Origin of the sequence: Amycolatopsis thailandensis, assembly GCF_042723255.1 — a bacterium.
GTDB classification, from domain to species: Bacteria; Actinomycetota; Actinomycetes; order Mycobacteriales; family Pseudonocardiaceae; genus Amycolatopsis; species Amycolatopsis thailandensis.
Genome location: NZ_JBHXJK010000027.1, coordinates 40,485 through 64,739 on the forward strand (window position 1 = coordinate 40,485; position 24,255 = coordinate 64,739).

Genomic DNA, 24,255 nt, shown 5'->3' on the forward strand with positions numbered 1-24,255 from the left:
TTCCGGCACTGTCCCGGAGGTTCGGACTCTGTCACCGTCACAGAGGGGGAGTCCGCCGGAGGGGCAGGGGATGCACGCGATGACCATCGAACCGGGAGACACGGCCGCCGCGCCGGTCGCCTCGAACCGAGAGCCGGACCCGGTGCGCGCGCGGCTGCTCGGACCTCTGGAACTGCACGCCGGCGGCGCCGATCGCGCGCCCACCACGCCGAAACTCCTGCAACTGCTGGCGATGCTGCTCATCCGTCCCGGTAAGACGGTGCACGTCGACTCCCTGGTCCACGAGCTGTGGAACGATGCTCCCCCGCGCAGTGTCCGCCGGACCCTGCACACCTACGTCCACCACCTCCGCCGTCACCTCGACCCCGGCGGCGACGGCGGGATCCTGGTCACCGGCCCGCCCGGGTTCCGGCTGGACGTCGATCCCGCCATGGTCGACGTGTCGGAGTTCCAGCGACTGCACCGGCTCGGGCGCGATCTGCTGGACGAAGGCGACAACACCGCCGCGGCGCAAGCGTTCCGTACCGCGCTGGACCTGTGGTCCGGTCCCCCACTGGCCAACATCCACTGTGGACCGACCCTGGCCGCGTACACCGTCTATCTGCTGGAGCACCGGCGCAACGCCCGTGACCTGTGGATCGAGGCCGAGATCCGGTCCGGGCGGCACCGGGAGATGCTCGGCGTGCTGCGCTCGCTCGCCACCGCGAACCCGTTCGACGAAACCCTGCACGGCCAGCTGATCCGCGCGCTGGGACTCAGCGGGCGGCGCAGCGACGCGCTGGCGGCCTACCACTGGCTGAGGACGCGACTCGAGGACGAGCTGGGGGTGGAACCCTGCGCCGAACTGCGAGAGCTGCACCGCGAACTGCTTTCCGAGGGAAACCCGATCCGCTGAACCAGCACCACCCCGCCACCAGATCAAGGAAGTTGAGGAGTCAAGCATGACCGCTCGCACCTACGGCCAGTTCTGCGGCCTCGCCCGCGCGCTCGAGATCATCGGGGAACGCTGGTCCCTCCTCATGATCCGCGACCTGCTGCTCGGCCCCAAACGTTTCGACGAACTCCAGCAGGGCCTGCCCAAGATCCCGACGAGCATCCTGTCGACCCGGCTCAACGAACTCGAACGGCACGGCGTCATCCAGCGCCGGGTGCTCTCGCAGCTCGACGCGGGGGTGGTCTACGAGCTGACCGAGTACGGCAACGACCTCGACCAGATCGTGCTGCAACTGGGCCTGTGGGGCGCCCGTTCGCTCACCGAACCGGCGGCGGACGACCTGTTCACCCTCGACGCCGCCATCCTGTCGCTGTACACGACGTTCCAGCCGGACGCGGCGCGCGGCGTCCGGCGCGCTTTCGAGCTGCGCTACGGCGACCAGATGATCGTCCACGCGGTGGTCGAGGACGGCGCGATCACCGCGGGTGAGGGCACGCATCCGGACCCGGACCTGGTCATCGAGCCGCGCGGCCCGGTCATGCTCAAGCTGCTGAACGGCGAGCTGGACGCCACGAGCGCGCTCACCTGCGGCGCTGTCGCCATCAAGGGCGAACCGGCGATGCTGGACCTGTTCACCCGGCTGTTCCACATCCCCTCGGCCCCGTCGAAGGTCGAAGGGCTCCTCACGCACTGAAGGCGCTTCCGTGGCGGGACCGGGCGACCGGTCCCGCACGGTCACTCGAAGCGCGAGGTGTCGCCGGCGCCCCGGCGCACGATCTCCGGTTCGCCCGACGAGAAGTCGATGACCGTGGTGGGCTCGACCCCGCAGTCACCGGAGTCGATCACCGCGTCCACCACGTGTTCCAGATGTTCCTTGATGTCCCAGCCCTGGGTCATCGGCTCCTCCTGGTCGGGCAGCAGCAGCGTGCTCGACAGCAGCGGTTCGCCGAGTTCGCCCAGCAGCGCCTGGGTGACCACGTGGTCCGGGATGCGCACGCCGACGGTCTTCTTCTTGGCGTGCAGCAGACGGCGCGGAACCTCCTTGGTGGCCGGGAGGATGAACGTGTAGCTGCCCGGCGTGGACGCCTTGACCGCGCGGAAGACCGCGTTGTCCACGTGCACGAACTGCCCCAGCTGGGCGAAGTCCTGGCACACCAGGGTGAAATGGTGGCGGTCGTCCAGTTTGCGGATGCTCCGGATGCGGTCGATGCCCTGTTTGTTCCCCAGCTGGCAGCCGAGGGCGAAACAGGAGTCCGTCGGATACGCGATGAGCCCGTCCTCGCGCAGGATGTCGACGACCTGTCCGATCGCGCGCCGCTGCGGATTTTCCGGATGTACGTCGAAATACCTGGCCATGCGCCGAGCTTAGGGCCAGTGGCCCTCGCCCGCCGCGAGAGCCCGCCCGGCGTGGCGTACGCGGTGGCGTACACAATGGAATCCCGGAACCGCCCATGTCTTCCATCGTGGCGTGTTCCGCGATCCTCCGCGTGGGCCGAATGTCCCACACTCGCGCGGGTGAGCATGGTGATTTTCCCTGTCCCCGGAGGGAAAACTTCTCCTTGATCCGCCTCTTCCCCTCCTCGAAAGCGGCAACCCGGGTAACGAACATGGGTTACGATCCGAATCACACCGCGATGGAGGTCGCGCGGCGGCCTCCGCCGCGAGGGCCGCACGACAAGGATCAAGACGTCTTCCGTTACCACTGGGGTGCCTGTGCCGGAACAGCTCGCGGTGACCGCCGAACCTCTGGGTACCGCCGGGATCGACCGGCGCCCCCGGAGAGCACTGCTCCTCGCCGGGCTGATCATCACCGTCGTCTTCGTCAACTCCTGCCTGTTCGGTCTCCTCGCGGTGCTCCTGCGACCCGGGGTGGACTTCTGGCAGGGCCTGCTGGCGGTGCTGTACGTCGCGCCCGTGCTGGCGATCCAGCTGCTGTTCTTCAGCCGTCCGGCGGTCCGCCTGGACACCAGGCTCGCGAAGGCCATGCTGGTGATCCAGGCGTGCCTCGCCTATCTGCCGACACTGCACTTCGACGCGGCGCTGAGCTCGCTGACCACCCTCGCGGCGGGCAGCGCGCTGCTGCTGTTCCGGCCGCGGACGGGCTGGACGGTGTTCGCCGTGTTCATGGCGGGGACGACGTGGATCCTGTGGACCTACGACGACACCTGGCTCGGCGCGATCTTCGACATCATCACCGCGATCTTCTACGCGCTGGTCGTCTACCTGCTGACCTGGCTCGCGAGGCTGGTCACCGAGCTGCACCAGGCCAGGACCGAACTGGCGAGGCGGGCCGTGGCCGAGCAGCGGCTGGCCTTCGCGAGGGACCTGCACGACCTGCTCGGGCTCAGCCTGTCCGCGATCGCGCTCAAGGGCGAGCTGGTGCACCGGCTCCTGCGCAAGTCGCTGGACCGGGCGCGTGAGGAACTCGCCGAGATCACCGGGATCGCGCAGCGGACGCTGTCCGACGTGCGGTCGGTGGCCCGGGGGTACCGGGAGCTGTCGCTCGACAAGGAATCGCGGACCGCGGTGTCGCTGCTCTCGGCGTCGAACGTGGCGGTGCGGCTGGACCTCGAGCAGGTCAAACTGCCGGTGAAGCTGCGCACGCTGCTGGCGAAGGTGCTGCGGGAGGGCGTCACGAACGTGCTCCGCTACACCGGCGTCGAGCAGTGCGAGATCACCGTGCGCGAGAGCGCGGGCCGGGTCGCGCTGGAGATCGTCCACGACGGAAGCGCGCACGAAGACGTCCCGGCCGAAACGGCCGAGAGCCTGCGCGAGGTGACCGCGGAGGTCTCCGGGCACGGCGGGACGCTGAGCGCTGGCCCCGACGCGGCGGGCCGGTGGCGGCTGCACGCCGAGCTCCCGGTGCCCGACCAGGCCGAACCCACCGAGACCGCGCTGGCCCAGGCGTCCGACCACTGGTCCCGGATCGACGCCAGGAACGTCCAATGGACGCTGACGGCGGTCTTCATCCTCTTCGGCCTGTCCGCGATGGCCCGCGCCTTCATGCTGACCGGGTACGCCGACCTGTGGACCGCGCTCACCCAGGACACCTGGTACATCGCGTTCACCGCCGGCTACCTCATCGCGCTGGTCACCCTGCAACTGTCCTATTTCGCCCGGCCGAACGTCCGGCTGCGCTCACGGCAGAGTTATGCGCTGCTGCTCGTCCAGGCCTGTCTGACCTTCCTGCCGCTGATCCCGCTCGGGAGCACCTGGGTGAGCCTGCCCAGCCTGTTCGCCGGCACCGCGCTGCTGGTGCTGCCGCCGCTGCTGGGATGGTCGGCGTTCGCCCTCACCGCCGCCAGCGTGGTGCTGGTCCGGTTCGAATACGGCACCGACTTCATCGGCGCCTTCTACAGCTTCGCGTCCATCCTGAACACGGGCCTGATGGTCTTCGGTCTCATCTGGCTGATCCGGCTGGTGACCGAACTGGGCGAGACCAGGAAGCGGCTCGCCGAGGTCGCGGTCGCGGAGGAGCGGCTCCGGTTCGCCCGCGACCTGCACGACCTGCTGGGGATGAGCCTGTCGGCGATCGCCCTCAAGAGCGAGCTGACCAGCCGGATCATGGACATCGACACCACGCGTGCCTCCGACGAGCTGCTGGAGATCCTCGGGCTGACCCGGCAGGCGCTGACCGACGTGCGCTCAGTGGCGAGCGGCTACCGCGAACTGTCGCTGGATCAGGAGTCCCGGTCGGCACAGGCGGTCCTGGTGGCCGCCGACGTCCAGGTGCGGCTGGAGATCGAGCACGAGGACCTGCCGGCGACGGTGCGGACGGTGCTGGCCGTGGTGCTGCGCGAGGGTGTGACGAACGTATTGCGGCACAGCAAGGTCGAACGCTGCGAGATCGCCGTGCGGCGGATCGGCGACGGGGTCGCGCTGGACATCGTCAACGACGGCGTCGAAAACGGGCGGCCGAAGCCGGAGCAGCCGGTGCGGGTCGAGGCCGCGGGCAGCGGCATCACGAACATGTCCGACCGGGTCGCCGGGCTGGGCGGCGAACTGACCGCGGGGGTCGAGGCGGACGGGCGGTTCCGGCTGCGCGCGGTGGTGCCCGTCTAGCTCGCGGTCAGATCCAGCCGGACTCTTTGGCGATGCGGATCGCGTCGACCCGGTTGCGCGCGTTGAGCTTCGAAACGATGGTGGTCAGGTAGTTCCGCACGGTTCCGGTGGAGAGAAAGGCTTTCGCCGCGACCTCCAGGGTGTCGCGGCCTTCCGCGGTCAGCCGCAGGACGTCGATCTCTCGCGGGGTCAGCGGGCATTCCACGGTGTCCCAGGCGGCGAGCGCCAGATCGCCGTCGACCATCCGCCGTCCGGCCGCGACGCCGCGCACGGCGCTGGCGAGTTTCTCCGCGGGCGCGTCCTTCAACAGGAACCCGTTCACTTTGGCGGCCAGGGCCCGGCGGAGCGTCCCGGGCCTGCCGAGGCTGGTCAAGATCAGCGTCCTGACCTCGGGGAGCTGTTCGTGGAGTTCCGTGGCCGCGGTGAGCCCGTCCTTGCCGGGCAGATCGATGTCGATGATCGCGACCTGCGCGCGGGAAGTCCTGGCGGAGGTGAGGATCTCGTCTCCGGACGCCACTTCGGACACCACCTCGATATCCGGTTCCAACCGCAGCAGCGCGACGAGCGCTCCCCTGACGATGTGCATGTCTTCGGCCACGAGAACTCTGATCACCATCGCGCCGCCCCCTTTTCGAGCACGCCCCCGCGCCCCAACATAAACACGCCCGCACGGAACGCGTTCCACCGTTCGGGTGGTGAGTCGGCTTGGTCCACTTCGAAGGCGTTACGGCAAACGAGTCACACGGCTACGGATTCCGTACTCGGTCGGTGACTTTCCGTCGTCCTGGCCGGGATCCGCACCGCGAGGAGCGCCGCGGCCGCGAGCACGACCGCCAGCACGAGGAACGTGGTGCGTGCCGCGGCGAGTTCGCCGTCGGCGAGACCGGCCTGGAACAGCACGCCCGAGACGGCGGCCCCGAGCGCCGATCCGACGTGGCGCGCGGTGTTGAGCACGCCCGACGCGGCACCGACGGTGTCCGGTGGGATGGCGCGGAGCGCCTCGGTCGTCGCGGGCGCGATCGCGAGCCCCTGTCCGACGCCGACGGCGATCAGCGGCGCGAGGAAGACCGCGGCCGTCGAGGTCTCGTCCGGCAGCAACGCCGTCGCGGCCACGCCCGTCGCGTACAAGGCCAGGCCGCCCACGAGCAGCCAGCGGCCGCCGAACCGGTCGGCCAGCCGCCCCGCGACCGGGGCGACCGCGCTGAGCGCCAGTGTCCACGGCAACGCGGCCACGCCCGACATCAGCGGGCTCATCCCGAGCAGGTTCTGGGTCAGGAGCACGAAGACCAGCAGGAAACCGGCGATCGAGAACGCCGTCGCACCGGTGAGCGCGGTGGCGATCCGGTAGCCGCGGTCGCGGTAGAGCCCCAGCGGGATCAGGGGATCCTTTCTCCCCCGCTCCCAGAGGACGAACGCGGTCAGCGCGACGGTCGCGACGGCGAAGCCCTCGATCGTCCCCGCCTTCTCGATGAGCCCGTAGACGACGCCGACCAGGCCGGCGGTCACCAGCAGCACGCCGACGACGTCGAAGCGGTGCGGTCTGCCGGTCCGCGCGTCCGGCACCACCCGCAGCGCGAGGACGATGCCGGCGAGGCCGACCGGAACGTTGAGCAGGAACACCGACTGCCAGCCGAATTCGGTGACCAGCAGCCCGCCGAGGGTGGGCCCGCTGATGGCGGCGATCCCGGCGACGGCGGTGAACAGGCCGAACGCGGCACCGCGCCGGGCGGGCGGGAAGATCGCCGCGATCAGCACGAACGCCTGCGGGCTCAGGATCGCCGCGCCGATTCCCTGCGCGACACGGGCGGCGATGAGCCAGGCCGGGTCACCCGCCAGGCCGCAGAGCGCGGAGGCGAGGGTGAACACCGCGAGCCCCAGTACGAACAGCCGCCGCGGCCCTGCCAGGTCACCGAGCCTGCCGAAGAAGACCAGCAGCGAAGCCAGTGCCAGCAGGTAGCCGTTGAGGATCCAGAGGATCTCGCCGATCCCGACGTCGAGCCGGGTCATCAGGTCGGGCACGGCGGTGTTGACGATGGTGGTGTCCAGCAACACGAGGAAGTTCGCGATACAGAGCACGCCGAGGACGCGCCATGGATTCGGCCCGGCTGTGCTCATCACGGTTCCCTCCCACGCGCGAAACCGGCCGTTTCCCGCCATCGGGAAACGGCCGGCCGGGGCTCCTTCAGCTCGCCTCCGCCAGCGGCGGAGCGGTACAACAGGCGCCGGTGAAACAGTTGAAGGCTTCACCACGCGACTTGTTGGTCCAGTGGTCGAAACGGTCGATGACCAGCTCCACCTGGTCCCCCGCGGTACCGGTGTCGATTCCCTGGACGGCGAAGAGCGAGCGGACGTTGTCGGTCACAGCGTTCTTCATCGAGTGGCTCCCAGACGTTTCGGCGGTTTTCCTTCGATGAGGAAATCGTGCTCGCGGGGCCTGTTCGCGGCCAGTGGCATGCATCACCGTGAAGATGTGCTTTTCGCCTACGCCAGAAGGCTGGGGCCGACTGCTCCACTTCCGCGATCATGGACGTCGAACGGAGTAGTGGAGGCCGTTTTCGATTACGGAACGTGTCTGACTGAGCCTTTGGGGGCATGGTGACCGCTTGTGGTCACCATGCCGATTTCATCACCTGGATGGCGTAGTCATCCGGCGAGCAGGCGCGCCAGGCCGGCGTACCCGCCCTCTTTCAACCGGACGCCCGAGGTCTGCGCGTAAGCGGCGTCGGCACGGATCCCGAGCCCCTCGACCATCCGGTTCATGAAGTTGAACAAGGCGCACACGAGTACGGCGTCGTGCAGCGCGCTTTCGTCCCAGCCCGCCGCGAAGACGGCTTCGGCGTCTTCGTCGGTCACCTGGGACGGCGTGCGCGTCAGCTTGCCCACATAGGCCAGCACGGGCTTCATGCGCGCGTCCACGGGCGAGGAGTCGAGATCGGCCAGCGCGGCCGCCAGAAGTCCTTCCGGCACACCGAAAGCCTCCGCGGTGACGGTGTGGACCCCATGGCAGTAACGGCAATCATTGACGCCGGAGACGTACGCCGCGATGAGTTCCCGCTGCCCCGCGTCGAACGCCGACGGCGCCCGCATGATCAGTTCGTGGAAGTCCAGCAGTTTCGACGCGGGGGCGGGGAACTTCTGGAAGACCTGGAGCAAGGTGGCGTCAGTCGGCAAAGACCCGAGATAGGACATCGTGTGTACCGCTCCCCTTTTCCGGTGCCCGCCCGTGCCGGGCGGACTTCGCCAAGTCGTCGATGTCGTCGCGACGCAGCCAGCAGGCCGCGAGGCACGCCACCGACGCCGGTCCCAGCCCGGTCACCGTGGCGGTGACCCGCGCGGTGGTGTGTTCCCATTCTCGGCGCAGGGAACCGGCCGCCGTCATCTCCGGACCTGCTTCGATCAGCGGGCGGACGGCGCGCCAGCGCAGGATCCCGGCTTCGGCCAGCGCTTCGGTGCTCAGGTCGAGCGCGTCGTGCCGGGCCTGGTCCACGGCGAGGGCGACCAGCGCGGGCTCGTCGGCCAGCCGCGCGAGCCCGACACCGGCGAGCAGCCGCTCGGCGTCCAGGCCCATCAGGATCACCCCGGCCTCGGTCGAGGGGGCGTCGTCGATCGAGGGCAGGGTGAACCGGGAGTCGTAGGGCTCAGACACGGACGTGGTCCTTCGTGGCCGTGCTCAGCGGGGCGTCCCGGCGCAGGTTCTCGGCGACAGTGGCCGCGACCCGCGCGGTGGCGACGCGGTGGCCGTCGATGTTGCGGGCGGCCGGGCCCAGCGCCATCCCCGCGGCCGCGCCGACGGCGAAGACCCGGGGCGCGCCGACGTAGGCGAAGGTGCGCTCGTCCAGCTGCGGCCAGCCGCCGCGGTCGAGGACGGCGTCGTCGGGCATCAGGCCGTCACCGATCGACGGCGTGGTCCCGAGCGCCAGGACGGCGTGGTCCACGGAAACACGGGAACCGTCTTCGAGGTGGAGGGCGACACCCGGGGTCACCTTCGTGATCGCCTTGCCGCGATGCACCACCAGCCGCCCTTCGGCTTCGGCCGCTTCGAGCATCGGCCGGAACTCGAACATGATCGACGCGCGGCGGAAGCGGCCCATCAGTTCCAGCCGGTCGGACCAGCTCACGCCGTCGAAGCGGGCGCGGCCCTCCGGGCGGAAGAACGACGAGTTGACGTCGGCGCACTGGTAGCGTTCGCCGGCTTCGCGGACCACCCAGTGCACTTCGCGGCCTTGCGCGAGCCCGGCGGAGATCAGATGCGCGGCGGTGAGGCCCGCGCCGACGACGGCGAGCCGTTTTCCGCCGGGAGGAACGGGTTCGTCCCAGTAACTCACGCCGCGCGGCGGGAAACCGCCGCCCCACCAGGTGTCCGGCGCGGACCGGCGTTCCTCGCCGAGGCACAGCACCGCGTGGCGCGCGGTGACGGAGAACCGGTCGGCGCGCACGGTGACCGCGTCCGAGGTCGGCAGCACCTCACGGACCGAACCGCGCCAGGTCCGCTCGGTGACGTGATGGCTCGCGGCCAGATGACGGCAGTAGGCCTCGAAGACGTCGACGGGGACGACCGAACGGTGTCCGGCCTGCGCCATCCGGATCTCCCGCCGCTCCACCGGGGTCAGCACCGACCAGTGCAGCCTGGCGAAGTCCAGGAGTTCGCAGTCGCGGTAGCCCTCGACACCGGGGTGGTGTTCGTACGGCGACCGCAGCACGCGCTGGCCGAGCAGGTCGACGCGGTCGAAGAACCGGCCGCAGGGACGGCCGTCGCGGTCGACGACGACGATGTCGCGGACACCGTGGTGCCACAACGCGGACGCGACCGCGAGCCCGGCCGGACCCGCGCCGACGATGACGACGTCGGCGCCGGGCGGCGGCGCGGGACCGGCCGCGGCGCGGGTGGCCGGGAGCACCGGCCATTCCCGCCCGCGCGGGGAGTCGAGCAGGTGAGGCTCCGGGACGAAGGTGATCACCGGCGTACTCAGCCGATCACGGTCACCGGGACGATCAGCTCGATCACGGGACGCTGCTTCATCCCGTTGCTGATCAGTTCGTCCAGGGTCTGCTGGGACTGCTCGGCGGTGTCGGTCGCGATGGGGCTGTAGCGGGAGTACGAGTAGGTCGGCTTCCGCCCGCCCGCGTCCAGCGAGTACACCTTCAGCACGGCCTCGCCGGGCCGGACTTCACCGTCGTAGAAGGTGAGACGGCGCTGGTCCGGCGTCATGAAGGACTTGGAGAACTGACGGGACAGCACCAGGGTGTCGGCGTCGTCGACGAAGGTCGAATCCTCGTCGGTGACGACCTGCATCGCGACCCAGGTCTTGTCGGTCAGGTTGGTCTCGGACTTGATCACCTGCCAGCGTCCCGGTTCCGGCAGGTTGACGCTGACCGAGATGTCGTGGTCGGTGGTGTCGATCGCCCCGGAGATCATCAGCACCCGGCGGCGGACGTCGGCGACTCCGGCCATCTGAATGTCACGCGCGCGTACCCGTGTGGAAACATCCAATCCCGGAAATTCAGGTGACGACATCTTTCATGCCTCCAGACCTCGAGAAACGCAATTTCGACCCGGCGTTATTTCCCCATCCGCAAACACCCGAAGAATTTCACGCCGAAGCGGACGATGTCAAGATGAGGAACGCATGATCCATTACTGCGAAAGGCCGCCGGTACAACTCCCGGCACTGGGCCGTTCAGCGGTACGAGGTCTGGTTCTTTCGGCCCTGTCCACTCCTGCGGCGGCTCACGAACCGTCGGAGTCCTCGGCCCACGCCGCGGCGGGCGTCCCGTGCTCCAGCGCGCCGATGTAGACGATCTCGAACGAGGAATCGGCGCGCTTGAGCCCTATTCTGATGACGAGGTCGTGTTTCACCAGAATGATGAACTGATGCGGATCCCGGCCATCTCCGAAAATGTCGTAGATGAGAAAAGCGGATCCGTCGGCTACCGCGAACAGCGCCTCGTAGATAACATTGCGGTCGGCCTGCGGGGCGTTGATCGCCCATTCTTCCAGCACCTGTAATCCCGACGTGAGCTGGAGGCGCATAGCCATCCGAAGGCCTCCTAGAGGTCTCGCCGGGTCGCGGGTGATCTTCATTCTCCCGCGCGGGATACCCGGTGGTCTTCTTTGTCCTTGCTGTCTTCGCTGGTGGCGCTTCATGTCCGTCAGTTGTAACCGAGGACGATGTGTTCGGCCGGGAACTCGTTTTCGCCCGTCTGCCTCGGCTCGGGGACGAACGCCGCCACGTCGGCGTCGGCGACCCCGGACGGGTCGAAATCATCGGTCACGACCCAAATTCGCACCTGTGCCGTCATGACGTTCCTCCCGGCCTTGGATGAAGAGCTCACTTGACAACCAAGGATGAACCCCTCCGATCGGAAGCCGATCGTGGTCCGCTCGAAGAAGGCTGAAGATCCCGATGAGCAAATAACAAGTCGCCGGTGAGGGGGTCCCGGTAGTGCCCTTGTGGTACCCCGGAACACTAGGAGCCCATCATGACCGAACGCCTCGACCCGTACGAGATCTACGCCGACGACGAGCTCGACGTCGACCTGCTCGGCCTGTCCTGGCCCGACCCGGCCGTCCCCGAGCAACGGGACCGGCCGTGAGCGCGGCGGACCGCCAGCGGACCTGCGCGGCCTGCGGCGGCCCGTTCGCGCCCAGGGAGCGAACGGGACTGGAGACCGTGATCGACGGCGAAGTCCTTTACGTCGCCGTGCATACGCGCCACAGCACGTACCCGCCGCGGCGGGAAGCCGAGGCGACGCGCCGGCTGACGACCACCACCGCGTGACGCGACACGTGACTCGTGTGCTCAGAGACGTGACTCGCGTGTTTAAAGACGGAACTCGTGAGTTCCGCCTCCAAGCACGCAAGTCACGTCTCCAAGCACGCGAGTCACGTCCCTGATCACGCGAGTCACGTCCTCGGGCCCGGCATCAGCGCAGGGTCGAGGTGCGCCAGGTCGCCGAAGCGAGGGGCGACCAGGCGGAACGCGCGGGCGCGGCGGGCGGCGGGGGCGCGGCCGAAGCGAGCGCGGTGAAGACGGCGACGACCGCCGCCAGTTCGGCGTCTTCCGGGTCCCCCCGCAGGACCCGGAAGACCGGCGCACTGTCCATTCCGGACGGTGACATGGTTCCCCCGTTCAGATCGGGTGGTTGCCGTGCTTGCGCTGGGGTGCCGCCTTTCGCTTGTCCTGCAGCATGTCCAGCGCCCTGGCGACGGCCGAGCGGGTGTCCGCCGGGTCGATGATGTCGTCGACGAGCCCGCGTTCGGCCGAGTACTGCGGATTCATGAACTCCTCGGTGTATTCGGCGACCAGGTGCGCGCGCAACGCGTCCGGATCCGAGGCGGCCGCGAGATCTTTGCGGAACAACACGTTGACCGCGCCCTCGGCGCCCATCACGGCGATCTGGTTGGTCGGCCACGCCAGCGACAGGTCGGTCCCGATGGACCGCGAGTCCATCACGATGTACGCGCCGCCGTAGGCCTTGCGCAGGATGACCTGGATCCGCGGCACGGTCGCCTCGCAGTAGGCGTGCAGCAGCTGCGCGCCGTGCCGGATGATCCCGGAGTGCTCCTGCTCGACGCCGGGCAGGAAGCCGGGGACGTCCACCAGGGTCACCAGCGGGATGCTGAACGCGTCGCAGAACCGCACGAACCGCGCCGCCTTCTGCGAGGCGGGGCCGTCGAGCACGCCGGCGAACACCACCGGCTGGTTGCCGACCAGGCCGACCACGCGCCCGTCGACCCGCGCGAGCGCGCACAGCACGTTCCGCGCCCAGCGTTCGTGCAGCTCGAAGAACTCGCCGTCGTCGGCGAGCTCGGTGAACACGTCCCGCATGTCGTAGGGCTTGTTCGGCTCCACGGGGACGAGTTCCGCGAACCGGGGGCGCCGGTCCTTGCCCGCGTCCTGCGACGGCTCGCGCGGCGCGGGCTCCAGGTAGTTCGACGGCAGCAGCGACACCAGGTAGCGGACGTCGGCGAGGCAGCTCTCCTCGTCGTCGTGCACCACGGTCGCCACGCCGGACGACGCGCCGTGCACGTCCGCGCCGCCCAGTTCGTCGTGGGTGACGCGTTCCCCGGTCACGGTCTCGACGACGTCCGGCCCGGTCAGGTACATCCGGGCGGTGTCGCGCACCATGAAGACGAAGTCCGCGAGCGCGGGCGAATACGCCGCCCCGCCCGCGCACGGCCCCAGCACCACGCTGATCTGCGGGATCACGCCGGACGCCTCGACCTGACGGCGGAAGATGCCGCCATAGCCGTTGAGCGCCATGACGCCTTCCTGGATCCGTGCTCCCCCGCTGTCGTTGAGCCCGATCAGCGGCGAGCCGGTGGCGATGGCCAGATCCATCACTTTGTGGATCTTCGCCGCGTGCGCCTCGCCGAGCGAACCGCCGAAGACGGTGAAGTCCTGCGCGTAGACGAACACGCGCCGTCCGTCGATGGTGCCCGATCCGGCGATGACGCCGTCGGTGTACGGCCGGTTCTCCGCCAGCCCGAGCCCGCTCGCCTGATGCCGCCGGTACAGCTCGACCTCGGTGAAGGAATCGGGGTCCAGCAACAGCTCCAGCCGTTCGCGCGCGGTGTGCTTGCCGAGCGAGTGCTGCCGCCGGACCCCGTCGAGCCGTCCGTCGACGATGTGATCGCGCAGTTCGTCGCGCTGTGTGCGCAGCAACGGCATCGTCGGCTCCGGCGGGTGCACCGGTTCGGCGCCGCGGGCGAGCGGGATCACCTGCCCGTCGGTCGTCCTCGGGGGCCGGGGGCGCCGCAGCCGGTCTTCCGGCAGCGGCACCACCTCGGAGTCCTCCGTGCGCTGAGCGCCCGGATCGCCCTGGAGGGTCACGCCGCCTCCTTCATCCGGGCCTCACGCTCGAGCTCGTCGAGTTCGATCTCGCGCACGATGTCGCGCCAGCACACCCCCCGCCCGAGCCGAGGCATCGTGGTGACCACCGGCGGCCGCTCCGGCGAGAGAGCCGGGGCGGGCGTGGCGGATTCGTTGATGGTCATGACAGTTCCTCTCCCTGTTAGGCCGATGCCCGTACCCGGCCGTCGATCTGGTGGTAGCCGCCGCTGTAGAAGACCAGCGAGTCCTGCGCCGTGCCGCGGCTGGAGGCGACCACCTTTCCGAGGAAGATCGAGTGGTCACCGCCCTCGTAGACCTCCGCCAGCTCGCATTCCAGCCAGGCCAGCGCGCCGTCGAGCAGCGGGGCGCCGGTCTGTGGCCCCGCCGTCCAGTCGACCGAGTCGAACTGCGCGAACCCGGCCGGACGGCGCCAGTCCGCGAAGTACTTCGCCAGATCCTTCTGGTCCGAAGCCAGGACCGTTACCGCGTACGAGCCGGCCGTCACGATCGCTTCGTGCATTCTGGCCGCACGGGAAACGCAGCACAGCACCATCGGCGGTTCCAGCGACACGGAGGTGACGGCGTTGGCGGTCATCCCGTGGGCCCGTTCACCCCCGGCGGTCAGCACCGTGACCCCGGTGGCGAACTGGCCCATCACCTCCCGCAACCCGGCCTGCGCGGACAACCGGCGCCGCGTCGCGGGTGTCGGCAGGCGTTTCAGCACCGGCCGCTTGGGCTCGTCCTCAGTGCCCACGTCACTCTCCCTTGCGATCGACCGTGTACGGGGCCAGCGCCTCACGCAGCTGCTCGGGCACCCGGCTGGGCACCGTCGCCGTGTTCGGACCGCGCATGCACGCGATCCGCTGCCGCCCGCGGGCGACCAGCCGCTCGCCCTCGTCGGTGAGGTGGACGTAGTCGAAGGTGAACTGGATCTGGGTCTGGGTCAGCTCCTCCAGCCGCAGCCGGATGGACAGCTCGTCGAACGCGGTGATCTCCGCGTAGAACTCGCAGTCGACCTTGAGCGTGAAGAGCTTGAGGTCGTGGCGGACCTCTTCGAGCACCGCCGGCGCCTTCTCCTTCAGGAACATCTCGCGGCACCGGCCCTGCCAGCGCACGTAGTTCACGTAGTAGACGTTGCCGACCAGGTTGGTCTCCTCGAACCCGACCGTGTGAAGGATCTCGTAGTAGTCGGCCATGTCAGTTCTCCTCTCCCTGGAGCACCGCGAAGACGACGGGATCGGTCCGGTCGTTGACGGTCGTCACCCAGGTGGCGATGCGGGCACTGCCGTGGGAAAGCACCGCCCAGCCGTCCGGGTCGACCCGGTGCACGGTGAGCGCCTGTGTCATGTCTCCGGTCTTGCGCACGCATTCCAGCGCGCTCCAGACCCTGGTGTGCGCGACCGAGAGCGGCTCGCGGGCGTCCGCGGCGAGCAGTTCGCCCACCGAAAGGAGGTCCTCGCCGAGCAAGCCCGCCCAGTCCTCCGGCGTCCGTTCGATCGCCGTCTCGACGTCGCACGCGATCCGGCCGGTGCCCGTGATCGCCAGGGTGAGGTCGGCGCTGTGCGACGCGCTCACCTCGACGCCGTCGGCTTCCGGTTTCCCGTCCGGGCGGTAGCGGATCTCGAGCGGGGTGTCGACGGCGCGACCAGCGGCCAGTGCCGTCTGCGCCCGGCGTTCCGGCGTGGTCTCCACGGAGCCGCCCACCGGATCCGGTTCGACGACGATCGCGCGGGACGAGCCGAGCAGCCGTTCGACGGAACGCTCCAAATAGGACCCGAGCATCGACGGGACCCAAGGTCCTTCGCCGTCACGCTTGCGCACCGCGCGCAGCTTCAGCCCTTCCCATCGTTCGACGAGCTTCCCGTCCGGGTTGCGGACGTCGAGGTCGTAGACGTAGCTGTCGCCGTCCTGCGAACGCTCGCGGGCGTCGAGGAGCACGTACTCCGGGTCCTGCTCGCCGGGCTCGGCCAGGTACAGCCGCTCGATCCCCTGCGGCAGCAGGGTCGCGTCCGGGACGCAGCACTGGATCGCGTGCATCATCGCGTCGCGGGTGCCCGGGTCGGCCAGCAGCTGTTCCTGCGGGAGGAACGGCGCGAACCAGTCGACCTCGGCGCCGGTCGCGATCTCCGCGACCGCGTGCCGGGCGCTGGCCCGCCGGTAGCCGGTGACGCGCTGGAACCGCTTGCCCTGGAAGAGAACCGTGCCGTACAGCTCGGTCGTCGGGTCGACCGGGACCGGCGGCAGCGCGACGTCGCGGACGACCGTCTCCCCGAGCGGATCCGGCCGCGAGAACCGCAGCCGGGCGCGGAAGTGATCGGCGCTGAACCCGGTCTCCCCGCTGCGCAGCACCACGTCCACCGTTTCGGCGTCCCTGGCCAGCGCGGCGAGCCGGATCGTGGTCGATCCGCCCGGCGAGACGATGATCGGGCGCAGGAACTCGACGTCGGAGAACACCGGCGCCGGCAGGGTTTCCGCGGCCAGCGCGGCCTTGGCGACCTGGGTCATCGCCTCCATGCCGATCACCGCCGGGAACAGCAGCTGACCGTCGAGCAGGTGATCGGCCAGATACGGGTCGCTGCCCGCGGAGAGATCGGCCTCGGTGATCAGCTCGACACCCGGGTAGTGCACCACGGCGCGGTCCACGAAGCGGGTCAGCGGCAGTTCGCGCTTCTCCACCGGCAGGGTGGCCAGCCCCGCGGTACGGCCGCAGACGACCAGTACCGACGGGGCGGCCGGATCGCCGACGACCTGGCGGAGGATCTCGATGCCCTCCTCGGTCGGGATGGGGGTGATGCCGTCGCGCATCAAAGCGCTGACGACACCGAGCTTTTCGCCCATCCCGGTGCCGGACCAGACCGACCATTCGAGTGCGATGGCGCGGGCTTGGGGGTGCTCGCGGCCGAACCGCACGGTCAGTTCGGTCATCCAGTCGTTGGCCGTGGCGTAGTGCGCCTCACCGCGCAGGCCCGCCCGTCCGATGATGCTGCCGAAGGTGACCAGCAGCTTGATCTTGTCCTTGTCGACGGCGTCGAGGACGGCGTTGAGACCGCCGATCTTCGGCGCGAGGGTCTTGCGGAAGCTCTCCTCGGTCAAGGAGAACAGCGCGGCGGGCTCGTTGCGGCCCGCGCCGTGCAGCACCGCGGTGACCGGGCCGAACTCGGCCTGGACCCGGCCGATCGCGTCCGCGATCTGCCTGCCGTCGGTGACGTCGGCGCGCTCGTAGCGGTAGGTGATGCCCGCCGCCGCCATGCGCCCGAGGTTCTCCGACAGTTCGGCGTCGTCGGCCGGGTCGCTCCGGCCGAGCAGCGCCAGTTTCGCGCCGGAGTCCTTGGCCAGCGCCAAAGCGCTCTCCGCCGTGATGCCCTTGCCGCCACCGGTGACGAGCAGGACGTCGTCGGTGCCCAGCGGGGTCCCCTCCGCCTCCGAAGGCGCGAGCGCGGCGAGCTTCGGGACCGAACGGACACCCGCGGAGTCGTAGCGGACCTCGCTGAAGTCGTTGGTGGCCGCGACTTCGGTGACCACTGTGGACACCGCGGCGCCGACGGCCTCGGGGTCGACCGGGTTGACGTCGGCGAGATCGACGATCGTGGTGCGCGCCGACGGGTCCTCCAGCCGCAGCGTCTTCGCCAGGCCGGAAGCGCCGAGTCCGTGCTGAACCACGACGAACCGCGTGCCGTTGGGCGCGGCCAGCACCGCGCGGCCCGCGTCGAGGAACAGTCCGACGTCGTCCGCGTCGCTGTCCTCGTTCAGGCACAGGAGGACACCGTCGCCGACCCCCGCTCCCGCCAGCGCCGCGCGCAGCGGCTCCGCCAGCGGATGACCGTCCTTGGCGAACACCGTCCATTCGGCGGTGGAGACGCCGGTCGTGAGGTCGGGCGCCGGCTTCGGCGCGACGACGTATTCGACCGCGAACGGCCGGACCCACGGTCCGACGCCGGCGACCTCGGCCTGGTTGCTGTCCGCGGGTTTGGCGGTCTGCGCGAGTTCGTCGATCATCTCGGCGAGTTCGCCGAGACAGACCGTCGCGAAGTTCGGCATGCCCTCCAGCGCCGGACGGCCGAGCGCGCGGGTCACGTCGTTGACCAGCTGGCCGACGGTGATCGACGACAGGTGCAGGTCGTCGAGCGGATGCGTGTCGGCGGTGACCGCTTCGAGCGGCAGTTCGACCCGCTCGGAGGCGAGCTTGCGCAGCAGGTCGAGGGTGCTGCTGCCGCCGTTCTCCGAGGCTTCGCCCGCCGTGGCCTCGGCGGAGTCGGCGACACGGTCGCGGGCCAGTTCGGCGCCGATCGACGGCGCGGCCTCGCACGGGCTCGCGAGGAAGGAGAACTCGCCGTCCACCGGCAGGGCCCGCACGACCCGGCCGGCGAACAACGCGGAGGTCTCCAGCGCGACACCGAACGCGAACGCGGCACCGGCGACCTTCAGCACCGAAGCCAGTGTCGGGCTGTCGGTGTCGATCGCGAGCACCGGCGTGCCGGGCGCGATCTCCCCGAACAGCCCGGTGAGCACGCGGCCGGGGCCGACCTCGATCACCAGGTCGCTGCGCTCGGCGACCTTCGCGGCCGCCTCACGGAAACGCACCGGCAGGACGACCTGGTCGCGCAGCAGATCGCGCAGGTCCTCGGCGGCGTGCAGGACGTCACCGGTCACCGTGGACACGACGGGCCGGTCGAGCCGGGCGAAGTCGAACGCGGTGAGTTCCTCGGTCATCGCCTCGGCGGCCGGGACGACCGCGGGTGAGTGGAAGGCGTGCGAGACGTTGATGCGGGTGGCGGTGAAGCCCTCCGCGCGGGCCCGGGCGACGACCCGGTCGATCGCCTCCGCCGGTCCGGAAAGGACGGTCTGCTCGGGCGCGTTGTAGCCCGCGATGACGACCTCTTCGCCCTCGGCGAGCCGCTCCGTGACTCCCGGCGTGGCCGCGATCCCCGCCATGGCGCCGTTTCCGTCGCTGGCTCCCGCCATCACCTTGCCGCGGATCTTGGCCAGTTTGAGGACTTCGCGTTCGGTGAGCGCGCCACCCCAGTGCAGCGCGGTGAGCTCACCGAGGCTGTGCCCGGCGGCCGTCCCCGCCTCGATGCCGAGGCTCTTGAGGACACGCAGCCCCGCGAGCGAACCGGTGACGATGCGCGGCTGCGCGACGTCGGTGGCGACCTGGTCGGCGCCGGTGGACAGGCCCGCGGCGCGGTAGATGTCGTCGGCGTGGGCGAAGCGTTTGCGCACCGCGCCGACCGTGCCCTGTCCGGAACCCTGCCCGGGGAACAGGAATCCGATCTTCGGATCCTTCGAGCGCGAGCTCGCGAAGATGCCTTCACTGGCCGAGAAGACTTCCGGCTCGCCCTCGCCGAGGAGGTCGAGGAGTTTGGCCAGCTTGCGCTCGGCGTCCTCCGGGCTGGTCGCGACGATCGCCGCGCGGACCGGTTTCCCGGACAGTTCGGCGGAAAGCGTCCCGGCGAGGTCCGCGAGCTCCGCGAACGAAAGCTTCGGCACGACCTCCAGCAACCCGGTCACCTGGCCGCGCAGCGACGCGGCGTCGTCGGCGTCGAGGAGCAGCAGCTCGCTGTCCTGGCGTCCGGCGACGAGCGCCCGGGTCTTCTCGTCGAGTTCCTTGCGCCGGGCCGCTCCCGGCGCTTCGGTGACGGTGACGTGCGAGTTGATGCCGCCGAAGCCCATCGCGGAGACACCCGCGCGAACGGGGTGGTCCACGGGCCACAGGCCGGCCTCGGCCGGGACGTACATCCGCGCGGAGTCGCCGACCAGCGACTCGTGCGGTTCGTAGTGACCGGTCGCGGGCGGGATGACCTGGTGGTAGACGGCGAGGGTGGCCTTGATCAGCCCGGCGACCCCGGCCGCGGCCTTGGTGTGGCCGATGTTGCCCTTGATCGTGCTCAGCGCGGCACGGTCGGCGAGCGGGTCGGCGTCGCGGCGGGCGGTGGAGAGCGCCTCGATCTCGGTGGCGTCGCCCAGCGCGGTCCCGGTGCCGTGGCCTTCGAAGTAGGAGACGGTCTCGACGCCGTATCCGGCCTTTTCGTACGCCCGCTTGAGCGCGAGGCGGTGCCCCGACGCCTCGGGCCGCGTGATGCCGCCCTTGCCGTCGGAAGAGACACCCCAGCCGCCGATGGAGGCGTAGATCCGCTTGCCCTGCGCGATCGCGTCCTCCTCGCGCATCAGCACGAGCATGCCGGAACCCTCGCCGGGCCAGAAGCCGTTGGAATCGGCGTCGTAGACCTTCATCTCGCGCTTGGCGAGCGCGCCGGTCTTGGCGAAGCCGATCACCTCGAACGGGTCGATCGACAAGTCGACACCGCCCGCGATGGCGACGTCGAGGTCACCCTCGGAAAGCGCGTTCGCCGCGGTGACCACGGAAAGCAGCGACGACGAGCAGGCACCGTCCACAGTGAACCCGCCGCCGCCGAAGTCGAAGAAGTTGCAGACGCGGCCGGCGATCGTGTTCGCCAGGCCGCCCGCGAGGGTGTCCTCGTTGATCTCGGGGAACGGCGCCTTGTACTGCGCTTCGAGGTCGTGGAGGAACTCGGCGGTGTCGCTCTCGGCCCAGCCGCGTTCGGCGAGCGCCGCCGCGACCGTGCGGCGGACGTACGGCCAGCGCAGCCTCATGATGTTGGCGCGCGAGAACTCTCCGGTGAGGCTGTTGCCGATGACCACGCCGGTGGCGGGCCGCGGCAGCCCTTCACCCTCGGGGAAACCCGCGTCCGCCAAAGCCTGCGCGGCGACGTCGAGGGCGAGCCAGTGCGTGGTGTCGGTCGACCGGAACGTGCTGCCCGCGACCTTGTACTTGATCCGGTCGAACTCGTAGTCGCGGAGGACCGCGGCCTTCTGGGCGTAGAAACGGTCCGGCGCCTTGGGGTCGGGCGAGTAGTAGTCCTCGCGGTTCATCCGCTCGTCGGGAAGCCTCCGGAACGCCCGACGACCGGAGAGGACGTTTTCCCACAGTTCGTCCGGGGAACCGGCGTCCGGGTATCGGAGACCGATACCGACAATCGAAATCCGCTCAACGCTCATGCCACCGCACTCCCCTAGCTCTCAACCACTCAAGTCACGGAATCCGGTCTCGGCGCCGGGGCTCTGTCTCCAGGAGTACGACGCCGTCCGCATCTGCAGTCCGGTCAAGCATGACCCTGAGCCGGGCTGGCGGTCTTCTCTCATGTTGTTGAAGGCGGGCCGAACCGCCATGAAAGGTCCTTTCCTTGTGAATTTCGCAAGGAAAGGACCTTTCATGGCGACCGGGGCCGCCGCATTCAGAGGACTAATTGCGGGCAGGGGCCAACGAGACGCAGTGAGCGGCGGCGGCGAAACTCGCCCACCCCACCAGCTCGACCAGTTCTCGATCGTCCAGCCCCGCCGCCGCGACCAAGGCGTCGTCGACCTGGTAGGGCGCTTTCGCGACCACCAAGGCCAAGCGCACGGCGGGATCACCGGCCGCGGCGGCCCAGGATCGGCTCAAGCCCGGCGGGGAGCCGTCCCATGTGGACAGTTCCCGCGTCACGACATCCCGCACGGCCGAAGAAACCGCCAGCGAATCGAACGCCGCGGAAGCCCGCGAGAAGGCGTCCTCGACGAACGGGTTCCCGGCCGCCCAGGAGAAGTCCCGCGAGCCCGCCGGCAGCAGGTTCGACGACTCGCCGGGCTCGGCTCCCGGTACGGGCCGCAGGAACCGTCCCAAGACCGCCTTCGCCTTCGCCCGCGCGGAATCCGGCACGTTCGAGGGCAACGGCGACGGTCCGAGGAACACGCTCACCACCCGGTTCAGGTAGTGGAAGGCGAACGCGACCGCCGTCAGCTCCGTCCGGGCCGCCGCCGACAGCTCACCGGCCAGCGGATCCGGAACGGTCCGGCCCGCCGCGATCGCCGAAGCCTCCGAGGAACGCCCGAGCGACTCCAGCGCCATCCCGTGGACCTCGACACAGTAGGGGCACGAATTCGCCTGCGACACCAGGGTCGCGACGATCTCCCGCTCCGCCCGGCTCGTCTCCCCCGCCGCCACCAGCGATTCCCGCAGCATCGCCCAGCTCGCCGCGAGTACCGGCGGGGACGGCGAATGCAGGGCCACCGGCGGGGCGAGCATGCCGAAGTCCCGTTCCAGCTGACGGTAGACGTCGCGCACGAGCCCGGTCGCCCGGCCGTAAGGAACCGGCCGGACGTGCCGGACTTCGCGCAGCACCCGCCGCAGCGCGAACCGCATCACCCTGGGGGCCATGATCAGCTCCCGGCGACGAGCGAAAGCTTGCTGACCGCCCGTCGCCCGGTGATGGAGCCGTCCGGCGCCGGGGCGCCGTAGGTGACGTCGACACCGCGCGCCTGCAGCGCCCGCACGATCCCCGGGATCGACCGTTCGGCCAGCGCCGCGATCGTCATCGCCGGGTTCACCGTCAGCGCGCCCGGCACGGAAGCGCTGTCGGTCACGAAGATCCCGGGGTGGTTGCGGAGTTCGTGGTTCGGGTGCAGCGCCGAGGTCTCCGGGTCGTCACCGATCCGGCACGACGCCAGCGGGTGCACGGTGTACGCGCCGACGACGTCGTTGGTCCACGGCGCCACCTTCGCCAGGCCGTCCTTCTCCAGGATCTCCTTGCACTCCGCGTCGGCCAGCGACCAGCCGTGCAGGGTGTTCGGCGTCGGGTCGTACTTCAGCGGGCCGCGGCCGAGCATCTGCTGCGAGATGCGGTAGGCGTTGCCGGTGGGCGGCGGCGTGCCGAAGACGCCCTCGTTGTCGTCCTCGGTCATCAGGAAGATGGTCAGCCAGGAGGCCCACTTCTTGAGGATCTCCTTCTTCTGCGCCCCGAACCAGCGAGGGTCGTCGCCGTCGGGCACCTGCGCGAGGATCGTGCCGAGCCCGGGCGGGAAGTACAGCTGCTCCAGCGAGTACCGCTCGTACTCCGGCAGCGATCCGTCGAGCTTGTCCCAGTTCGCCACGGTCGGGCCCTTGCCGATGTGGTTGGCCTCGTAGACCTTGCCGTCCTCACGCGACAGGCCGAGCACCTCGCGGACCCGGTCCTCGTCGATGATCGCGGTGTTGAGCCGCTCGCCGTTGCCCGAGAAGTACCGGCCGACCGCGTGCGGCATCTCGCCCAGCGCCGACTCCGAACGCTGCAGGATCACCGGGGTCGCGCCGGCGCCGGCGGCGATGATGACGATCTTCGCGTCGATCGTCCCGCTGCCCGAGTGCACCCGGTAGTCGACATCGTCGACGACGTTGAAATGCACGCGGTAGTCGCCGTCGTCGATACGCTCGATCCGCTGGACCTCGTGCAGCGGGCGGATCTTCGCGCCGTGCGCGAGCGCGGCGGGCAGGTAGTTGGTCAGCAGCGAGCGTTTCGCGTCGAACCGGCAGCCCGCCATCATGAAGTTGCAGTTCACGCACCGGTCGTTGTCCACCGCGACCGGCGCCGGGTTGGCGGTCCGGCCGGAGTGGTTGCAGAACGCCGCCCACAGGCCACCGGCGTACGAGACGTCGTTCCAGTCCTGTTTGGACACCGGAAGCGAATCCGAGACCCGGTCGTACCAAGGCTCCAGCGAGTCCCGCGTGATCGCGGAGGGCCACATGCGACGGCCGATGCTGCCGTGGCGTTCGAAGACGAACTTCGGCGCGCGCGGCATCGCGGCGAAGTACACCACGCTGCCGCCGCCGACGCAGTTGCCGCCGAGCACGCTCATGCCGTCGCCGACGACGAAGTCGAACGCCCTGGTGTAGGACGAACCGAGCAGGTAGTCGTGCTCGAAGTCCTTCGTCTCCAGCCACGGACCGCGTTCCAGCACGGTGACCTTCGCGCCGCCCGCCGCCAGGTGATAGGCCGGGATCGAACCGCCGAACCCGCTGCCGACGATGACGACGTCGGTCTTGTCGTAGGCAGTCATGCGGGGCTCCCGGAAGGCGTGGTGTCAGGGTGGAGTTGCGCGAGCTCGCGGCGGTAGGAGAACTTCGGGAACCGCCACAGGCCGTCCTCGTCCGGCGCGGTGTAGCCCATCGCCAGCAGACCGGGGTGGCCTTCGGCGATGGCTTCGGCGGTGTGCTTGTGCGCCGCGCTGTCGAAGGACATGTTGCAGAACAAGGCGAGGCTGACCCAGCCGTCCTTCTCCGGATGTCCTGGCGCGGTCAGCGACCGCACGAGCGCCGTCCTGTCCGCGAAGGACAGCGCCACGAACGACGGCAGCGACTCGTCCAGCGTGAGGTCGTGTTCCTTGGCGTAGACCTTCGCGTGATCGTTGAGGGACTGCGCCAGATACGGCAGCCCGACGGTCACCCCGGTCGCCTCGGTGTGCAGCAGTTCGAGCGCGCCCGCCACGACGGCGCCCGGCCCCGGCGAGGCGCCGGCGATCGCGTGGTCGTCGGGGGACCGCTTCTCCCCCGGCACGATCGTGTCCGCGTAGGCCTCCAAAGTGGACACCTTGACCTGTTCGTCCGAATCCACGGAA

Annotated in this window: 23 protein-coding genes; 4 read left to right on the forward strand and 19 right to left on the reverse strand. The window is 69.7% G+C overall.

The window, feature by feature from the left end; translation table 11 throughout:
* The first annotated feature begins 70 nt into the window (after nucleotides 1-70).
* Nucleotides 71-895 carry an AfsR/SARP family transcriptional regulator gene (locus ACFWMR_RS13505; RefSeq protein WP_378378553.1) on the forward strand — a complete coding sequence of 275 codons (825 nt, stop codon included), beginning with the start codon at nucleotides 71-73 and terminating at the stop codon, nucleotides 893-895.
* 46 nt (nucleotides 896-941) lie between these two features.
* A complete protein-coding gene (locus ACFWMR_RS13510; RefSeq protein ID WP_378378554.1) occupies nucleotides 942-1,628 on the forward strand; it encodes a winged helix-turn-helix transcriptional regulator in 687 nt (228 codons plus the stop codon).
* A 41-nt stretch (nucleotides 1,629-1,669) separates the two neighbouring features.
* Here ACFWMR_RS13510 and ACFWMR_RS13515 read toward each other — a convergent pair whose 3' ends face one another.
* Nucleotides 1,670-2,290 (reverse strand): L-threonylcarbamoyladenylate synthase, encoded by a 621-nt coding sequence (locus ACFWMR_RS13515; protein WP_005154159.1) that lies wholly within the window; start codon nucleotides 2,288-2,290, stop codon nucleotides 1,670-1,672.
* Nucleotides 2,291-2,647: 357 nt separating this feature from the next.
* Between ACFWMR_RS13515 and ACFWMR_RS13520 the strand changes: the two genes are divergently transcribed.
* Nucleotides 2,648-4,996: a histidine kinase gene (locus tag ACFWMR_RS13520; RefSeq protein ID WP_378378555.1), complete on the forward strand. Its 2,349-nt coding sequence runs from the start codon at nucleotides 2,648-2,650 to the stop codon at nucleotides 4,994-4,996.
* A 7-nt stretch (nucleotides 4,997-5,003) separates the two neighbouring features.
* Here the strand turns inward: ACFWMR_RS13520 and ACFWMR_RS13525 are convergent, their stop codons facing one another.
* The 9 genes from ACFWMR_RS13525 to ACFWMR_RS13565 form a co-directional block, all read right to left on the reverse strand.
* Entirely contained in the window at nucleotides 5,004-5,612 is a 609-nt protein-coding gene (locus ACFWMR_RS13525; RefSeq protein ID WP_208636027.1) for a response regulator transcription factor, read from the reverse strand.
* A gap of 122 nt (nucleotides 5,613-5,734) precedes the next feature.
* On the reverse strand, nucleotides 5,735-7,111 hold the full coding sequence (locus tag ACFWMR_RS13530; RefSeq protein ID WP_378378556.1) for an MFS transporter: 1,377 nt from the start codon (nucleotides 7,109-7,111) through the stop codon (nucleotides 5,735-5,737).
* Nucleotides 7,112-7,178: 67 nt separating this feature from the next.
* Nucleotides 7,179-7,370 carry a hypothetical protein gene (locus tag ACFWMR_RS13535; RefSeq protein ID WP_093936246.1) on the reverse strand — a complete coding sequence of 64 codons (192 nt, stop codon included), beginning with the start codon at nucleotides 7,368-7,370 and terminating at the stop codon, nucleotides 7,179-7,181.
* Nucleotides 7,371-7,639: 269 nt separating this feature from the next.
* The gene (locus tag ACFWMR_RS13540) at nucleotides 7,640-8,185 is read right to left on the reverse strand and encodes a carboxymuconolactone decarboxylase family protein (protein WP_093936247.1); all 546 of its coding nucleotides are present in this window, start codon (nucleotides 8,183-8,185) and stop codon (nucleotides 7,640-7,642) included.
* A complete protein-coding gene (locus ACFWMR_RS13545) occupies nucleotides 8,157-8,642 on the reverse strand; it encodes a DUF6187 family protein (protein ID WP_093936248.1) in 486 nt (161 codons plus the stop codon). Before ACFWMR_RS13545 ends, ACFWMR_RS13540 begins: the two co-directional genes overlap by 29 nt.
* The gene (locus tag ACFWMR_RS13550; protein ID WP_378378557.1) at nucleotides 8,635-9,954 is read right to left on the reverse strand and encodes an FAD-dependent oxidoreductase; all 1,320 of its coding nucleotides are present in this window, start codon (nucleotides 9,952-9,954) and stop codon (nucleotides 8,635-8,637) included. Before ACFWMR_RS13550 ends, ACFWMR_RS13545 begins: the two co-directional genes overlap by 8 nt.
* An 8-nt stretch (nucleotides 9,955-9,962) precedes the next feature.
* On the reverse strand, nucleotides 9,963-10,448 hold the full coding sequence (locus tag ACFWMR_RS13555) for a DUF6423 family protein (protein WP_093933090.1): 486 nt from the start codon (nucleotides 10,446-10,448) through the stop codon (nucleotides 9,963-9,965).
* A gap of 276 nt (nucleotides 10,449-10,724) precedes the next feature.
* Nucleotides 10,725-11,033, reverse strand: coding sequence for a DUF6235 family protein (locus ACFWMR_RS13560; protein WP_093933091.1), 309 nt, complete (start codon nucleotides 11,031-11,033; stop codon nucleotides 10,725-10,727).
* Nucleotides 11,034-11,146: 113 nt separating this feature from the next.
* Nucleotides 11,147-11,269: a hypothetical protein gene (locus tag ACFWMR_RS13565; RefSeq protein ID WP_378378558.1), complete on the reverse strand. Its 123-nt coding sequence runs from the start codon at nucleotides 11,267-11,269 to the stop codon at nucleotides 11,147-11,149.
* A gap of 317 nt (nucleotides 11,270-11,586) precedes the next feature.
* On the opposite strand from ACFWMR_RS13565, the gene ACFWMR_RS13570 reads away from it, so the two are divergent.
* Nucleotides 11,587-11,775 carry a hypothetical protein gene (locus tag ACFWMR_RS13570; protein ID WP_378378559.1) on the forward strand — a complete coding sequence of 63 codons (189 nt, stop codon included), beginning with the start codon at nucleotides 11,587-11,589 and terminating at the stop codon, nucleotides 11,773-11,775.
* A 145-nt stretch (nucleotides 11,776-11,920) separates the two neighbouring features.
* Here ACFWMR_RS13570 and ACFWMR_RS13575 read toward each other — a convergent pair whose 3' ends face one another.
* From ACFWMR_RS13575 to ACFWMR_RS13615, 9 genes are all read right to left on the reverse strand, one after another.
* Nucleotides 11,921-12,115, reverse strand: a complete 195-nt coding sequence (locus ACFWMR_RS13575; RefSeq protein ID WP_093933093.1) for an acyl-CoA carboxylase subunit epsilon — start codon at nucleotides 12,113-12,115, stop codon at nucleotides 11,921-11,923.
* An 11-nt stretch (nucleotides 12,116-12,126) separates the two neighbouring features.
* Nucleotides 12,127-13,830: an acyl-CoA carboxylase subunit beta gene (locus ACFWMR_RS13580; RefSeq protein ID WP_093933094.1), complete on the reverse strand. Its 1,704-nt coding sequence runs from the start codon at nucleotides 13,828-13,830 to the stop codon at nucleotides 12,127-12,129.
* Nucleotides 13,827-13,994: a DUF6222 family protein gene (locus ACFWMR_RS13585; RefSeq protein WP_167406031.1), complete on the reverse strand. Its 168-nt coding sequence runs from the start codon at nucleotides 13,992-13,994 to the stop codon at nucleotides 13,827-13,829. Before ACFWMR_RS13585 ends, ACFWMR_RS13580 begins: the two co-directional genes overlap by 4 nt.
* Nucleotides 13,995-14,011: 17 nt before the next feature.
* Nucleotides 14,012-14,584 carry a flavin reductase family protein gene (locus ACFWMR_RS13590; RefSeq protein ID WP_093933095.1) on the reverse strand — a complete coding sequence of 191 codons (573 nt, stop codon included), beginning with the start codon at nucleotides 14,582-14,584 and terminating at the stop codon, nucleotides 14,012-14,014.
* A gap of 1 nt (nucleotide 14,585) precedes the next feature.
* A complete protein-coding gene (locus ACFWMR_RS13595) occupies nucleotides 14,586-15,026 on the reverse strand; it encodes an acyl-CoA thioesterase (RefSeq protein WP_020629606.1) in 441 nt (146 codons plus the stop codon).
* 1 nt (nucleotide 15,027) lies between these two features.
* Nucleotides 15,028-20,847, reverse strand: a complete 5,820-nt coding sequence (locus ACFWMR_RS13600; RefSeq protein WP_378378560.1) for a type I polyketide synthase — start codon at nucleotides 20,845-20,847, stop codon at nucleotides 15,028-15,030.
* Between the two features lie 244 nt (nucleotides 20,848-21,091).
* On the reverse strand, nucleotides 21,092-22,042 hold the full coding sequence (locus tag ACFWMR_RS13605; RefSeq protein ID WP_378378561.1) for a carboxymuconolactone decarboxylase family protein: 951 nt from the start codon (nucleotides 22,040-22,042) through the stop codon (nucleotides 21,092-21,094).
* Between the two features lie 2 nt (nucleotides 22,043-22,044).
* Nucleotides 22,045-23,697, reverse strand: a complete 1,653-nt coding sequence (locus ACFWMR_RS13610) for a GMC family oxidoreductase N-terminal domain-containing protein (protein WP_378378562.1) — start codon at nucleotides 23,695-23,697, stop codon at nucleotides 22,045-22,047.
* Nucleotides 23,694-24,251, reverse strand: coding sequence for a DUF5987 family protein (locus ACFWMR_RS13615; protein WP_378378563.1), 558 nt, complete (start codon nucleotides 24,249-24,251; stop codon nucleotides 23,694-23,696). The genes ACFWMR_RS13610 and ACFWMR_RS13615 overlap by 4 nt, the downstream gene beginning before the upstream one ends.
* Nucleotides 24,252-24,255 lie beyond the last annotated feature (4 nt).